This is a genomic window from Pseudomonas sp. B14(2022), from assembly GCF_012030485.1.
In the GTDB taxonomy this organism is placed as follows: Bacteria; Pseudomonadota; Gammaproteobacteria; order Pseudomonadales; family Pseudomonadaceae; genus Aquipseudomonas.
This window is the reverse complement of record NZ_JAAUVM010000001.1, coordinates 200,958-216,167: the sequence shown is the minus strand read 5'-3', so window position 1 is coordinate 216,167 and position 15,210 is coordinate 200,958. Positions and strand designations below refer to the sequence as shown.

At 61.1% G+C, this 15,210-nt stretch carries 12 protein-coding genes; 3 read left to right on the top strand and 9 right to left on the bottom strand.

What is annotated here, in order from left to right; all coding sequences use genetic code 11:
* Positions 1-12: 12 nt before the first annotated feature.
* Complete coding sequence (gene pmbA / locus HCF10_RS01050) at positions 13-1,359, bottom strand: metalloprotease PmbA (protein ID WP_131698430.1); 1,347 nt, start codon at positions 1,357-1,359, stop codon at positions 13-15.
* A gap of 108 nt (positions 1,360-1,467) precedes the next feature.
* Between pmbA and yjgA the strand changes: the two genes are divergently transcribed.
* Positions 1,468-1,989, top strand: coding sequence for a ribosome biogenesis factor YjgA (gene yjgA, locus HCF10_RS01045; protein ID WP_017138246.1), 522 nt, complete (start codon positions 1,468-1,470; stop codon positions 1,987-1,989).
* A gap of 45 nt (positions 1,990-2,034) precedes the next feature.
* On the opposite strand, the gene tldD is transcribed toward yjgA, so the two are convergent.
* The 8 genes from tldD to mreB all read right to left on the bottom strand — a co-directional run bounded on the left by tldD (position 2,035) and on the right by mreB (position 13,244).
* Positions 2,035-3,477, bottom strand: coding sequence for a metalloprotease TldD (gene tldD / locus HCF10_RS01040; RefSeq protein ID WP_131698431.1), 1,443 nt, complete (start codon positions 3,475-3,477; stop codon positions 2,035-2,037).
* A 16-nt stretch (positions 3,478-3,493) separates the two neighbouring features.
* Positions 3,494-4,342: a carbon-nitrogen hydrolase family protein gene (locus HCF10_RS01035; RefSeq protein ID WP_167654730.1), complete on the bottom strand. Its 849-nt coding sequence runs from the start codon at positions 4,340-4,342 to the stop codon at positions 3,494-3,496.
* 48 nt (positions 4,343-4,390) lie between these two features.
* Positions 4,391-8,206 (bottom strand): YhdP family protein, encoded by a 3,816-nt coding sequence (locus HCF10_RS01030; protein WP_167654729.1) that lies wholly within the window; start codon positions 8,204-8,206, stop codon positions 4,391-4,393.
* Positions 8,207-8,282: 76 nt separating this feature from the next.
* On the bottom strand, positions 8,283-9,740 hold the full coding sequence (gene rng, locus HCF10_RS01025; RefSeq protein WP_010213134.1) for a ribonuclease G: 1,458 nt from the start codon (positions 9,738-9,740) through the stop codon (positions 8,283-8,285).
* A gap of 70 nt (positions 9,741-9,810) precedes the next feature.
* A complete protein-coding gene (locus tag HCF10_RS01020; protein ID WP_167654728.1) occupies positions 9,811-10,407 on the bottom strand; it encodes a Maf family protein in 597 nt (198 codons plus the stop codon).
* A 51-nt stretch (positions 10,408-10,458) separates the two neighbouring features.
* Positions 10,459-10,947 carry a rod shape-determining protein MreD gene (gene mreD, locus HCF10_RS01015; protein WP_131698435.1) on the bottom strand — a complete coding sequence of 163 codons (489 nt, stop codon included), beginning with the start codon at positions 10,945-10,947 and terminating at the stop codon, positions 10,459-10,461.
* Positions 10,947-12,068, bottom strand: coding sequence for a rod shape-determining protein MreC (gene mreC / locus HCF10_RS01010; protein ID WP_145335341.1), 1,122 nt, complete (start codon positions 12,066-12,068; stop codon positions 10,947-10,949). Before mreC ends, mreD begins: the two co-directional genes overlap by 1 nt.
* Before the next feature lie 138 nt (positions 12,069-12,206).
* Positions 12,207-13,244 carry a rod shape-determining protein MreB gene (gene mreB / locus HCF10_RS01005; RefSeq protein ID WP_002555108.1) on the bottom strand — a complete coding sequence of 346 codons (1,038 nt, stop codon included), beginning with the start codon at positions 13,242-13,244 and terminating at the stop codon, positions 12,207-12,209.
* A 210-nt stretch (positions 13,245-13,454) separates the two neighbouring features.
* Here mreB and gatC point away from each other — a divergent pair, with 210 nt between their 5' ends.
* The gene (gene gatC / locus HCF10_RS01000) at positions 13,455-13,742 is read left to right on the top strand and encodes an Asp-tRNA(Asn)/Glu-tRNA(Gln) amidotransferase subunit GatC (protein ID WP_003171764.1); all 288 of its coding nucleotides are present in this window, start codon (positions 13,455-13,457) and stop codon (positions 13,740-13,742) included.
* A 16-nt stretch (positions 13,743-13,758) separates the two neighbouring features.
* The gene (gene gatA, locus HCF10_RS00995) at positions 13,759-15,210 is read left to right on the top strand and encodes an Asp-tRNA(Asn)/Glu-tRNA(Gln) amidotransferase subunit GatA (RefSeq protein WP_167654727.1); all 1,452 of its coding nucleotides are present in this window, start codon (positions 13,759-13,761) and stop codon (positions 15,208-15,210) included.

Genomic DNA, 15,210 nt, shown 5'->3' with positions numbered 1-15,210 from the left:
GCTGCAGCGGGATTAACTGCCTGCGACGGTCATCCGCTCGATCAGCACCGAGCCTGTGCGAATATTGCTGCGCAGCTCCAGGTCATTCCCCACGGCAACGATCTGCTTGAACATATCGCGCATATTGCCGGCGATGGTCACTTCCTGGACGGCGAACTGAATCTCACCGTTTTCCACCCAGAAACCCGCCGCACCACGTGAATAATCCCCAGTGACCATATTCAGGCCATGGCCCATCAATTCGGTCACCAAAAGACCACGTCCCATGCGACGCAACAGCGCCGCCTGGTCTTCGTCGCCATGGGTCACGAACAGGTTATGCACGCCGCCGGCGTTGGCAGTGCTTGGCAGGCCGAGTTTGCGGCCTGAATAGGTGCCGAGTACGTAAGACACCAGCTCACCGTTTTCGACGAACGGCTTGGCATACGTGGCCAGGCCGTCCCCGTCGAACGCCGAACTGCCCATGGCACGCATCAAGTGCGGACGCTCATCGATGGTCAGCCACTCGGGAAACAACGTCTGGCCGATCGCCCCTTCAAGGAACGAAGACTTGCGATAAAGATTGCCGCCAGAAATGGCCCCCAGGAAACTGCCGAACAAACCGCCTGCCAGCTCCGCCGAAAACAGTACAGGCACTTCACACGTCGGCACCGGGCGCGCGCCCAGGCGGCTCGCGGCACGTTGTGCGGCACGTTGACCAATACTGACCGGGTCTGCCAGCAATTCACCCTGACGACTTACGTCGTACCAGTAATCACGCTGCATCTGGCCATTGGCCTCGGCGATCATCACGCAACTCAAACTATGGCGAGTGGACGCATACCCGCCAATAAACCCGTGGCTGTTGCCGTATACGCGACAGCCCTGGTGAGTGTTCAACGTGGTTCCATCGGCGTTCTTGATGCGGGTATCGGCATCGAACGCTGCCGCTTCACAGGTCAGCGCCAGCTCGATGGCCCGCTCGGGCGTGATATCCCAGGCATGGAACAGATCGAAATCCTTCAAGTCCTTGGCCATCAGCGCCTTATCGGCCAAGCCCGAGCTTTCATCCTCGGAGGTGTGCTGGGCAATCGCCAACGCGGCGGCAACCGTTTCGCGTATAGCCTCCGGGCCGCTGGCCGACGTACTGGCCGAACCTTTGCGCTGCCCCACGTACAAGGTGATGCCAAAGCCCTGATCACGGTTGAATTCGACGGTCTCCACTTCCCGTTGACGGACCGACGTCGACAACCCCTGCTCCAGCGACACCGCCACTTCACAGGCACTGGCCCCCTGGCGCTTGGCCTCGGCAAGGATCTGCTCGACTTGTTCCTGCAGGGCCGGTAACGCTTGCGGACCGACGCTTTGGGCTGCACTCATGGTTTTCTCCACTCAAATTCTGCTTTCGGTTAAGGCCATCGAGCGACCGGGCCGGACAAGCGGCCCCCGACTGGTTATCATGGCGGCGTTTCTTTGCGGACTGCCACCATGGTTGATTCTTACGACGACTCCCTCGATGGGGAGAAAAGCAAAACCCAGGTCAAACGTGAGCTGCATGCTCTGGTTGACCTGGGCGAGCGCCTTACAACGCTCAAGAAAGACTTGATTGCAAAACTGCCACTGACCGACGAAATGCGCCGGGCGCTTGCGGACGCGCCCAAGCACACCGCGAATATCGCGCGTAAACGGCACATCATGTTTATCGGCAAGCTGATGCGCGATCAGGACACTGACGCCATTCTCGCCTTGCTTGATCAAACCGATGCCTCCACTCGCCAGTACAACGAACGTTTCCATAACCTGGAACGTTGGCGTGACCGCCTGATCTCGGGCGATGACGCGGTGCTGGAGAAGTTCGTGCTGGATTACCCGGACGCGGACCGCCAGCAACTGCGCTCCCTGATCCGTCAGGCCCAGCACGAGCAGGCGCATAACAAGGCGCCGGCCACCAGCCGTAAAATCTTCAAATACATCCGTGAGCTGGACGAGACTCAACGCGGCCTGCGTTGATGCCCTTCCCCGGGTGGCGATCTTCGCCACCCGAAGCTCCACCCCTTACGACCCCGTGCCACCCACGGTGATCGCATCAATTTTCAGCGTTGGCTGGCCGACCCCTACCGGCACCGACTGCCCATCTTTCCCGCACATGCCCACACCACTGTCCAGGGCCAAGTCGTTGCCGACCATCGACACCTTGCTCATGGCTTCAGGGCCATTGCCAATCAACGTTGCCCCTTTGACCGGCGCGGTAATCTTGCCGTCTTCGATCAGGTACGCCTCGCTGGTGGAGAACACGAACTTGCCGCTGGTGATATCCACCTGGCCGCCGCCGAGGTTGGCGCAGTAGATACCGCGCTTCACCGAGGCGATGATCTCCGCCGGGTCGCTTTCGCCACCGAGCATGTAGGTGTTGGTCATGCGTGGCATCGGCAGGTGCGCATAAGATTCGCGACGGCCATTACCGGTGCGTGCCACGCCCATCAGACGGGCATTGAGCTTGTCTTGCATGTAGCCCTTGAGCACACCGTTTTCAATCAAGGTGGTGCATTCGGTCGGCGTGCCTTCATCATCGACGCTCAGCGAGCCACGGCGACCGGCCAGGGTGCCATCATCGACAATGGTGCAGAGCTTGGACGCAACCATCTCGCCCATGCGCCCGCTGTAGGCGGAACTGCCCTTGCGGTTGAAGTCGCCTTCCAGGCCATGGCCCACGGCTTCGTGCAGCAATACGCCGGACCAGCCTGAGCCCAACACCACCGGCAACGTGCCGGCCGGCGCCGGAATGGCTTCGAGGTTCACCAACGCCTGGCGCAAGGCTTCACGGGCATAGCCCATCGCACGGTCGTCGGTGAGGAAGTACCGGTAGTCGGTACGCCCCCCGCCGCCATGGCCGCCACGCTCGCGGCGGCCGTTCTGCTCGACGATCACGCTGACGTTGAAACGCACCAGCGGCCGTACGTCCGCCGCCAGGCCACCGTCGGTGGACGCCACCAGGATGCGCTCCCACACACCGGCCATGCTCACGGAGACCTGCTGGATACGCGGGTCCAGGGCGCGGGTGGCGGCGTCGACACGCTTGAGCAGCTCGACCTTTTCCGCGCGGCTGATCACTTCCAAGGGATTGTCCGGGGCATACAACTGCGCCACGTCCTGGGTACTGAATGCCTGCACGGTGCCATTTTGGCCCGCACGGGAGATCGAACGCGCAGCACGCGCGGCCAGGCCCAACGCCTCCAGGGTGATCGCGTTACTGTAGGCGAAACCGGTCTTTTCACCGGATTGCGCACGTACGCCTACACCTTGGTCAAGATTGAAACTGCCTTCCTTGACGATGCCATCTTCCAGGGCCCAGGACTCGGAGATCTGCCCCTGGAAATACAGGTCGGCGGCATCGATGCCTGGCCCGGCCAGGTCGCCAAGCACGGTTTGCAAGCTTTCGATGGTCACGCCACCGGGCGCCAGGAGGTGTTCACTGACTGAGGACAACAACTCGCTCATAGGTTTGGCCTTAAATTCATCGTTCTGAAGCAGGTCGCTGTGCGCCCTGCGAGAAAAAGCGCCGATGGTTCACCACCGGCATGCGCGCCCGTATCGACGCCTGTTCACTGCTATCGCGTTCGGCCAGCAACACCGCTTCGCCTTGATCCTGTTGTGTCAGCACCTGGCCCCATGGGTCGACGATCGCCGCGTGACCATAGGTTTCCCGCGGCCCCGGATGCACACCGCCCTGGGCGGCCGCCAGCAGGTAACACTGGGTCTCGATGGCCCGCGCACGAATCAGCACGTCCCAGTGGGCAGCGCCGGTGACGGCGGTAAAGGCCGAGGGCGCGGTGATCAATTCAGCCCCCGCTGCGCGTAGCTCGCTGTACAACTCAGGGAAGCGCAGGTCGTAACAGACCGTCAGGCCCAAACGGCCAACCGGCGTATCCGCCACCACCACATTGCTTCCAAAAGCATAGTCATCGGATTCCCGATAGCGACCCCGGGCGTCCGCCACATCCACATCGAACAAATGCAGCTTGTCGTAACGGGCAACGACTTCGCCGCGATCATCAATCAGCAGCGAGCAGGCGTTGGGCTTGGCGTGTGGATGGTCCTTGGGCGGCAACGGTAATGTGCCAGCCACTATCCATAAGGTGAGGTCACGGGCGGTCTGTTTCAACCACGGCAGGATCGGACCTTCGCCCAGTGCCTCGGCGCGGCCAATATCCGCGGCGTCGCGGCGGCCCATGGCGGCAAAGTTTTCCGGCAGCACCGCCAGCTTCGCACCGCGCGCCGCCGCTTGCTCCAACAAGCGCCGGGCCTGGACCAGGTTGGCCAGCACATCGCTCTGACTGACCATTTGAATTACCGCAAAGGACATGGGCCGATACTCCGTAAAAGGCATGGGGCCATGCTACTCCACAGGCTCTCAGTTTGGTTTTTCAAAGGGCTTGTCGAAGGTGATTTTTGGATCCTTCCATGGGCCTTCCACCTTGTATTGCACGCTGGCGAAACGCGAAACACGGTCACCGATCAGCTTGTCGATCAGGAACAGTGCGCCACCAATCGCCGGCGCGCCCACGATCAGCGCGGCAATCGGCAGGTTGTTGGTCACCGGCAACGTCACCAGCAACTTGGCATCGACACGATCAGCCACCAGGTCCAGGGTGCCATTGAGCTCCAGGTTGCTCGACGGGCCTGTCATGGTGATCGGCTCGCGCGTCACGAACACGCCATTGCTGGCGACCAATTGCCCCTTGACCCGGTCATAACTCAAGCCCTTGCCCAGCAGGTCGGAGAAGTCCAGGCGCAGGCGGCGCCCGATGGAGTTGAAGTTGAGCAGGCCGAATACCCGCAGCGCCTGGGCGCCACCTTCCACCTCGACAAACTGACCTTTACGGAACGCCGCATCCAGGCTGCCGGAAAAACGCTTTGGCCCGACCCAGGCCGGCGAACCCGGCCAACGCCCATCCACATCCAGGTGGAAGTTCTCGCTGGTGACCGTGGGCGCATAGCCCCAGCCTTTGAGTACGTCGGCGATGTTCTTGCCGTCCAGGCGGCCCTTGTACCAGCTGCTGCTGTCACCCGGAGCCCCTTCCCATCCGCCGGCGCCCTTGAGTTGCATGCCCTTGAGGCCCAGGTCGAGCGTATTGAACGCCAGGCCCTTGGCAGTTGGTCGGATCTTGAGCGACCAGGCGCCAATCAGGTCCGGCCCCTGAAACAGCTGGTCAATGGCAATATCCAGCGCGGGAATATCCTTGGGATCAATACTGGCCAACGGATCCGGTGCATTTTCATCAGCCTGTACCGTCGGGTCCACCGCCGGCAGCTTCACGTATTGCAGGTTGACCGCAATTGGCGCGCCCTTGGCATCCGGCAGGTTCACGGCCCCCTTGGCCTGCTGGCTGTCGAACTGTAAGCCCCAGGCAGCGGACTTGCGATCCAGCAGCAGGTTGACCTGATCGAACTGGGTACCCAGACCGGTGAGCTTGCCAATCTTGAATTCGGCACCGCTCAGCAGTTGCTTGGCACTGCCACCAGGGTCATTGCCAGCATACTGGTTCACCAGCTTTTTCCATGGGTCGATATCCAGTTCCGAGAGCACGCCGCGGATGCGCAAACCCTTGGCGCCTGGCAGTACGGCATCACCATCGCCGAGGAACAACTCGCCACGGCCGTCATTGAGTTTGTCTGGCGGCGCGGCGAAGGTGAAGTTGGCCAACTCACCATAATCGAACCAGTAGCGGCGCTCAGCCCCCTGCAAGGTCATGCGGAATACGCTGTCACGTCCCTGGCTGGCCGGCATGCCGAACGGCGCAGGCAAATCCACCGCAACGCCCTTGAGATTGGAGCTGACCATCAGTTGGCTGTCGGCACCGTCCAGGTTGAGCTGCAACTGATACGAAATATCACCGGACACCGGCAACGGCTGGCTGACTTTCAACCAATCCGTCAAGCGCTTGACCGTCACCTGCCCCCTGGCGGCGACACGGGTACTGATATTACCCGGCTTGCCATCGGCAAATATCTGCGCGGTGATCGGCCGGTCAAATGCCTGGGCTGTAATCTTTTCGCCGCTCAGGCCCTTGGCGCTGTCGAAGCGGAAACTGCCCTTGAGCTGCGTCAGGTCCAGGGGCGGCTCCGCCAATTGCAGGCGCGCCTTGTCAGTCTGGAAATCCACCACGATCCTGGGCTCGATACCCTTGACCAGCGGAACGTCCAGATCCAGCGTGCCTTGCAGGTCTCCTTCGCCTTTCCAGCCGGCGAAGGTGGATGCCGTGCCAATTGGCGCTTCCTGGAGGATCTTCAGCCCATCACCCAGGCCACCGGCAAAACCACCGGTAAGCAACAGATGACTTTCCTTGCCGGACGGCGCGTGGGGAATATTGACGTAGACGTCCTTGACCTTGGTGTCGAGCAACTGCCCCTTGCTGGCCAGGATGCGTACGCCAGTCTCCTCGACAAACACTTCACCATTGACCTTGTTCACATGGGGCCAGCCCGGCTGGAAAGCCAGTTCTGCGTCATGCACCTTGAAGAACAGGCTGATATTGCGCGCGGCTGGCAACGCGTCGTGGTTCAGCGACCCCTGGTACTGGAAGAACCCCTGATCCACCGCGCCCTTGAGAATTGCCGTGCGCAGCCACTCATCCAACGCGGGGCTCAGCACGGCCGGCAGGTATTTAGGGGTAAAGCGTCCATCGCCATCGACCATACCGACCCGCAGGTCCATATAGTCTTCCTGGCTGTGGTCGAAATGCAGGCGAATCAGGAAATCGGCGGCGATCTTGCCTTCTTCCCCCAGCACCTTGATATACGGGGCGATCAGGGTGAAGCCTTCTTTATCCAGCTTCCACGTCAGGCGTGCATTGGCCTGGAGATACTGCCAGGGCTTGGCGAAGATCGGATCGAGGTGCAGGGAAAAATCCTTGCTGTCCATGCGCAACTCGCCACGGCCCAGGTCGCCGCTGATGCTGCCGGAAACGTTGCGCGCAGCCGGCGCACCGAAGTAGGCGTCAAACCCGACCCGCTCCAGGTTGGCGGCAAAGCTGACTTTTTGATCGGTAGTGTCTTGAGGACGGAAATCCACCAGCACATTACGCAGCAGGCCGGTGGCCTTCAGATGCTCGACGGTCTTGGCGACACCTTCCGGCAGCGGCGCCAGGGCGTTGAGCAACGGTGTGATGGGGGTCAGGTCGAGGCGGTCAGCCTGCAGCTTCCAGGCTTCCTGAGCCTTGTCGGTAGCCAGTGTCTGCTGCAATTGCAGGCGCGATTCCCATCGGGTCTCGCCCAGGCTCATCGCCAGGGAATCAAACAACACCTTCAAGCCGGTATCACTGCGTTGCAGATAGGCCGTAAGTGCAAGGTTTTCGATATGGACCGGCTTGCGCTCGGCGTAGCTGCCCTTCACTTGCGGCGAGTTGAGGCGCACTACTGCACTTTGCACAGTGCCTTTACCCCAGCTCAGCCAGAATTCACCACCGGCCTTGAACTGCGTGAGTTTCCACTGCTGGGTCAGCCTGGCGGGAATCCACTTGGCCCAGTCGCTTTGGGGCAGGCTCAGGTAGGCCTCGACTTCAGCGTCCTTCCACTGGCTCGCTCGAATGCGACTGCGCAGGCTCAGGGCAAGAGGCTGGCCGTCGGGCAAGGTCAGGCGAGCGTCCAGGCGCTGGCGGGTGACGCCCGTGTGCAGGCTCAGGCCCACATACGTCAGGGTCAGCGGCGCCTGGTCGAACGGTTGCAGGGTGACCTGGCTGTCGAGCAGCGACACGCGCTTGACCATCTGCATGCGCTTGAGCAATTGCTCCGGATCCAGCGGCTGGTCATCCTGCATCGGCAAGCCTTGCAGGGCCCAATGGCCGTCCTTGTCTTCCTTGCCGGTCAGTTGCAGGCCACTGACTTCCAGGTGCGCAATACGCACTTCGCGCGCCATCAGGCTCGCCCATATATCCGGCACCACTTCGACCTGATCCAGGCGCAAGGCACTGCTGCCCTCGCCGACCATCACGTCGTGGGCCAGCAACATGGGCGCGAAGCCGCTCCAACGGCCTTCAAGGCTGCCGATGTGCACAGGCATGTCCACCGCAGCCTGGGCCTTGGCTTCGATTTCCGCGCGGTATTCGGCCACCAGCGGGGTCAATTCACGCCCCAGGCTCACATACACCGCCGCCAACACCAGCAGCAAGGCGCACAGCCCAAGGCCCCAACGGGTCAAAGCGGCAAAAAAGCGTATCAGACGCTCCATGTCAGGCGACCCTCAAGGCAGTAGACGGACTGCAGATCAAGGCCTGCGAGTCGCGTAAAGAGAAAGCGAATGAGGATCAGAGCAGCACCACGTCATATTGTTCCTGGGAATACATGGTTTCGACCTGGAAGCGAATCGTACGCCCGATAAAACCCTCCAGTTCAGCCACGTTACCGGACTCTTCATCCAGCAGGCGGTCAACCACTTTCTGGTTGGCCAACACTCTATAACCTTCGGCCTGATAGGCCCGCGCCTCTCGCAGGATTTCCCGGAAAATCTCGTAGCAAACCGTTTCCGGGGTCTTCAACTTGCCGCGGCCCTGGCAACTGCTGCACGGCTCGCACAGCACCTGCTCCAGGCTCTCGCGGGTGCGCTTGCGGGTCATCTGCACCAGGCCCAGCTCAGTGATGCCGATGATATTGGTCTTGGCGTGATCGCGCTCCAGCTGCTTTTCGAGGGTGCGCAGCACCTGGCGCTGGTGCTCTTCATCTTCCATGTCGATGAAGTCGATGATGATGATACCGCCCAGGTTACGCAGGCGCAGTTGGCGAGCAATGGCCGTGGCCGCTTCGAGATTGGTCTTGAAGATGGTCTCTTCAAGGTTGCGATGGCCAACGAACGCACCGGTGTTGACGTCGATGGTGGTCATGGCTTCCGCCGGGTCCACCACCAGGTAACCGCCGGACTTAAGCGGCACCTTGCGCTCCAGGGCTTTCTGGATTTCGTCCTCGACGCCATACAGGTCGAAGATCGGCCGTTCGCCAGGGTAGTGCTCCAGGCGATCGGCAATTTCCGGCATCAGCTCGGCAACAAATTGCGTGGTGCGCTGGAAGGTTTCCCGCGAGTCGATGCGAATTTTCTCAATCTTGGGGCTGACCAGGTCGCGCAATGTGCGCAGGGCCAGGCCCAGGTCTTCGTAGATCACGCTCGGCGCGCCGATGGTCTTTATCTGTGCGCCGATCTGGTCCCACAGGCGCCGCAGGTAGCGAATGTCCATGAGAATTTCGTCAGCGCCGGCGCCCTCGGCGGCGGTGCGCAGGATAAAACCACCCGCTTCCTTGATACCTTCGGCGGCCACGCAGTCGCTGACCACCTTTTTCAGGCGCTCGCGCTCTGCTTCATCTTCAATCTTCAGGGAAATGCCGACATGGGCGGTGCGCGGCATATACACCAGGTAGCGCGACGGAATCGACAGCTGAGTCGTCAGCCGCGCGCCCTTGGAACCGATGGGGTCCTTGGTGACTTGCACCACCAGGCTCTGCCCCTCATGCACCAAGGCACTGATGCTTTCCACTGCCGGCCCTTCGCGCAGGGAGATCTCCGAGGCGTGGATAAACGCCGCCCGGTCCAGGCCGATGTCGACAAATGCCGCCTGCATGCCCGGCAACACCCGCACCACCTTGCCCTTGTAGATATTGCCGACGATCCCGCGTTTCTGGGTGCGCTCGACATGCACTTCTTGCAGAACACCGTTCTCTACCACCGCCACGCGCGATTCCATCGGCGTGATATTGATCAGAATCTCTTCACTCATGGCTGGGTCTCGTTCAGGCGTTTTCACAATAGTGACCGATCGCTTAAGGCTGGGCGCTGACGTCACGCGCTCAGCGCACGGTAAGGTGTTGCCAACAGGGTATGCCGAATTGGGCCAGCAGTTGCGCGGTTTCGCACACCGGCAGGCCTACCACGGCGGAATAGCTGCCATTGAGCCCGGCCACAAACACCGACCCAAGCCCTTGAATAGCATAGCCGCCCGCTTTGTCCTGGGGTTCGCCGCTGTGCCAGTAGGTTGTAGCCTCCTCGACAGAAATCCCACGAAAAAGTACACGACTACTGACACATCGGGTTTCACAGCGCAGACCATCAGTGAGCGCGATGGCGGTGAGGACTTCATGCTCACGCCCCGCCAAGGCCATCAACATCGCCAGGGCATCGGCCTGGTCCACAGGCTTGCCAAGGATCTGGCCGTCCACAACCACCGCCGTATCGGCGCCCAGCACGCAAGCACCTGGCTCTTCCCCAAGCGCAGCAAATCCCGCCGCCGCCTTGCCGCGCGCAAGACGCTCAACGTAGGCAACAGCCGATTCATTGGTAAGGGGAGTTTCATCAATCGCGGCGCTGACCACAGTGAAAGGCACGCCGATCTGGGTCAGCAGTTCACGCCGCCTCGGGGAGCCCGAGGCCAGATAAAGCGAATTCATTGCAGACTCTCCCTGTGGGGTTCGATAACCAGGCAGAGCCTCGCAATCCATTCAATTGATTTTATAGCGGCGACGTAACCCGCGCAGGCCAAAACTGATCCACGGCCACAGCAGCGCACTGACCAGGGCCGGTAACACGAGCGCCAGGGTTGGCTGGCGGTTACCGGTCAAGGCACTGAGCCACAGCTGTACCAACTGCGCCAGGCCGAAGATCACCAGGATCACCAGGCATTGCTGCCACATCGGGAACATCCGCAAGCGCTGCTGCAACGACAGTATCAGGAAGGTAATCAGGGTCAGGATCAACGCGTTCTGGCCCAGCAAGGTGCCATACAGCACATCTTCCGCCAAGCCCAGGAACATGGCCGTAACCATGCCCACTTTATGCGGCAGGTTCAGCGACCAGAATGCCAGCAGCAATGCCAGCCACAGCGGACGCAGGATCTCCATGAATTGCGGCAGCGGCGAAACGCTGAGCAGCAAGCCGATGGCGAATGTCAGCCAGACGATCCAGCCATTGCTCGAATGGGTACCGGCCATTATTCCTCCCTCTGCCGTGTGGTTGCCGGGGCGGCGGCTGGAGGCTTCGCAGCAGGCGTCGTGGTGGCAGGTGTGGTGGCAGGTGGTTTCGCAGCCGTCGGTTTTACCGGGTGCGCGCTATGGGCTGCAGGCTTGACCGGCGTGGCCACAGGCGCCGTAGCTGCCGGAGTTGCCGCCGGTACAACGGGGGTAGTCGACTGAGGCTTGGGCACGGTCGCAGGAATGATCGGCGCAGTGCCGTTCTTCTTGTCTTCCGCTTCCTGGGCCTGGGCGGCGTCGTTGGCACGCTCTTCCGGGGTACGGTTGTCGCTGAACACCAGCAGCAGGTAGCGGCTGCGGTTCAGGGCGGCAGTGGGCACGGCGCGCACAATGGCGAATGGCTGGCCGGAGTCGTGGATCACCTCCTTGACCGTTGCCACCGGGTAACCCGCCGGGAACCGCTGGCCCAGGCCGGAGCTGACCAGCAGGTCGCCTTCCTTGATGTCGGCAGTGTCCGCGACGTGACGCAATTCCAGGCGCTCGGGGTTACCGGTACCGCTGGCAATCGCGCGCAAGCCGTTACGGTTGACCTGCACCGGAATGCTGTGGGTGGTGTCCGTCAGCAACAGGACCCGCGAGGTGTAGGGCATCAACTCTACGACCTGCCCCATCAGTCCCCGAGCATCCAGTACCGGCTGACCAAGCACCACGCCGTCGCGCTCACCCTTGTTGATGATGATGCGATGGGTAAAGGGGTTGGGGTCCATACCGATCAACTCGGCGACTTCGACCTTCTCGTTGACCAACGCGGAAGAGTTGAGCAACTCGCGCAGCCGAACGTTCTGCTCGGTGAGGGCCGCCAGCTTTTGCATGCGCCCCTGCAACAGCAGGTTTTCGGTCTTGAGTTTTTCGTTCTCGGCAACCAGCTCGGTGCGGCTGCCAAATTGGCTGGCCACGCCCTGGTAGAGACGTTGCGGCAGGTCGGTGATCCAGTAGGTCTGCATCAACACCAGCGACATTTGGCTACGCACCGGCTTGAGCAGCGCAAAGCGGGCGTCGACCACCATCAATGCGACCGAAAGCACGACCAGCACCAATAAGCGCACGCCCAATGAGGGGCCTTTGGCGAAAAGCGGTTTAATAAGCCGCTCCTCCCAGGCAAATGTTCTCTTTATTCATACGGCATCTAACCGGCCTGGATGCAGATTGAAGACGATAAACGCCAACAGGCAGCACTGCAAAGTGCTGCCTGCGGGCGAAACATGGTGCAACCAACGATCTTATTCGCTGGAGAGCAGGTCCATGGTGTGTTTATCCATCATTTCCAGTGCACGACCGCCACCACGGGCAACGCAGGTCAGCGGGTCTTCGGCGACGATCACCGGCAGGCCGGTTTCCTGGGCCAGCAGCTTGTCGAGGTCGCGCAACAGGGCGCCACCACCGGTCAGCACCAGGCCTCGCTCGGCGATGTCGGAAGCCAGTTCCGGCGGCGATTGCTCCAGGGCGCTCTTCACAGCCTGAACGATAGTGGCCAGGGACTCTTGCAGAGCTTCCAGCACTTCATTGGAGTTCAGGGTGAAGGCACGTGGAACGCCTTCGGCCAGGTTGCGACCGCGAACATCGACTTCGCGAACTTCGCCGCCCGGGTAAGCGGTACCGATTTCCTGCTTGATGCGCTCGGCGGTGGATTCGCCGATCAGGCTGCCGTAGTTGCGACGGACATAAGTGATGATCGCTTCGTCGAAACGGTCGCCGCCTACGCGTACGGATTCGGCATACACCACACCATTCAGGGAAATCAGGGCGATTTCAGTGGTACCACCACCGATATCCACCACCATCGAACCGCGCGCTTCTTCAACCGGCAGGCCGGCACCGATCGCAGCAGCCATCGGCTCTTCGATCAGGAACACTTCGCGGGCACCGGCGCCAAGGGCCGATTCACGGATGGCACGACGCTCCACCTGGGTGGATTTGCACGGAACGCAGATCAGCACACGAGGGCTCGGCTGCAGGAAACTGTTTTCGTGAACCTTGTTGATGAAGTACTGCAGCATCTTCTCGCAGACGCTGAAGTCGGCGATCACGCCGTCCTTCATCGGACGAATGGCAGCAATATTGCCTGGTGTTCGACCGAGCATGCGCTTGGCCTCGGTGCCGACGGCAACGACACTTTTCTGATTACCATGGGTCCGAATGGCCACAACCGATGGCTCATTCAGAACGATACCGCGCTCGCGCACGTAAATAAGGGTGTTGGCAGTGCCCAGGTCAATGGAAAGATCGCTGGAAAACATGCCACGCAGTTTCTTGAACATGGGGAAAGGACCCTAGGCAACGCGTGGGTAAAAAAGTGCGGCAAACTCTAACAACGACAGGGATTTTGGGCAAGGCGCCAATGTGCTAAATTGGCCGACTTTCTGTGCACCAACCCCCACAATCGCGGCCGTAAGACCGTAGAAATGCGGTAGTGTTCCGACAATCTAACACACGGACAGCCTCCGTTCTGTTTTCCACTGGAGATTCCCATGGCGCTTGAACGCTCCGACGTGGAAAAAATCGCTCATCTGGCCTCGCTTGGCCTGAATGAAGCCGATCTTCCACAGACCACCGCAGCCCTGAACAGCATTCTAGGGCTGGTTGACCAAATGCAGGCCGTGAATACCGACGGCATCGAGCCCCTGGCTCACCCGCTGGAAGCCAGCCAGCGCCTGCGCGCAGACGTCGTGACCGAGCGCAATAATCGCGAGGCCTACCAGTCCATCGCGCCAGCGGTCGAAAACGGCCTGTACCTGGTTCCGAAAGTCATCGACTAAAGGGAAAGAGCCTGCAATGCATCACATGACTCTGGCCGAGATCGCCCGCGGTCTCGCCGACAAAAAGTTTTCTTCCGAAGAGCTGACCAAGTCCCTGCTTGCGCGTATCGCCGAGCTGGATCCCAAGGTCAACAGCTTCATCAGCCTCACCGAAGAGCTGGCCCTGAGCCAGGCCAAGGCTGCGGATGTACGCCGCGCCAACGGTGAAAACGGTGCCCTGCTGGGCGCACCTATCGCCCACAAGGACCTGTTCTGCACCCAGGGCATTCGCACCAGTTGCGGCTCGAAGATGCTCGACAACTTCAAGGCGCCCTACGACGCCACCGTGGTCGCCAAGCTGGCCGCTGCCGGGGCCGTGACCCTGGGCAAGACCAACATGGACGAATTCGCCATGGGTTCGGCCAACGAGTCGAGCTACTACGGTGCGGTGAAGAACCCCTGGAACCTGGAACACGTGCCCGGCGGTTCGTCCGGTGGTTCGGCTGCGGCCGTTGCCGCGCGCTTCCTGCCGGCCGCCACGGCCACCGACACCGGCGGCTCGATCCGCCAGCCGGCGGCCTTCACCAACCTCACCGGCCTGAAGCCGACCTACGGTCGCGTTTCCCGCTGGGGCATGATCGCCTACGCCTCAAGCCTCGATCAGGGCGGCACACTGGCCCGCACGGCCGAAGACTGCGCGATTTTGTTACAAGGCATGGCAGGCTTCGACACGCAGGACTCCACCAGCATCGATGAACCGGTGCCGGACTACAGCGCCAGCCTCAACACTTCGCTCAAGGGCCTGCGCATCGGTGTGCCGAAGGAATACTTCAGCGCCGGTCTCGACCCGCGCATTGCCGAATTGGTGCACAACAGCGTCAAAGAGTTGGAAAAACTCGGCGCGGTGGTCAAGGAAATCAGCCTGCCGAACAACCAGCACGCGATTCCTGCCTACTACGTGATCGCGCCGGCGGAAGCCTCCTCCAACCTGTCGCGTTTCGACGGCGTGCGCTTCGGCTACCGCTGCGAAAACCCGAAGGACCTGACCGACCTGTACAAACGCTCCCGTGGCGAAGGCTTCGGTGCCGAAGTTCAACGCCGGATCATGGTCGGTGCCTACGCCCTGTCCGCCGGCTATTACGACGCGTACTACCTCAAGGCGCAAAAAATCCGTCGCCTGATCAAGAACGACTTCATGGCGGCCTTTGAAGAAGTCGACGTGATCCTCGGTCCAACCACGCCGAACCCGGCCTGGAAGATCGGCGCCAAGACCGGCGACCCGATTGCCGAGTACCTGGAAGACCTCTACACCATCACCGCCAACCTCGCGGGCCTGCCGGGCTTATCCATGCCTGCCGGTTTCGTCGATGGCCTGCCGGTGGGCGTGCAATTGCTCGCCCCGTATTTCCAGGAAGGCCGCCTGCTCAATGTGGCGCACCAGTACCAGTTGAACACCGACTGGCACACTCGCACCCCTACCGGCTTCTGA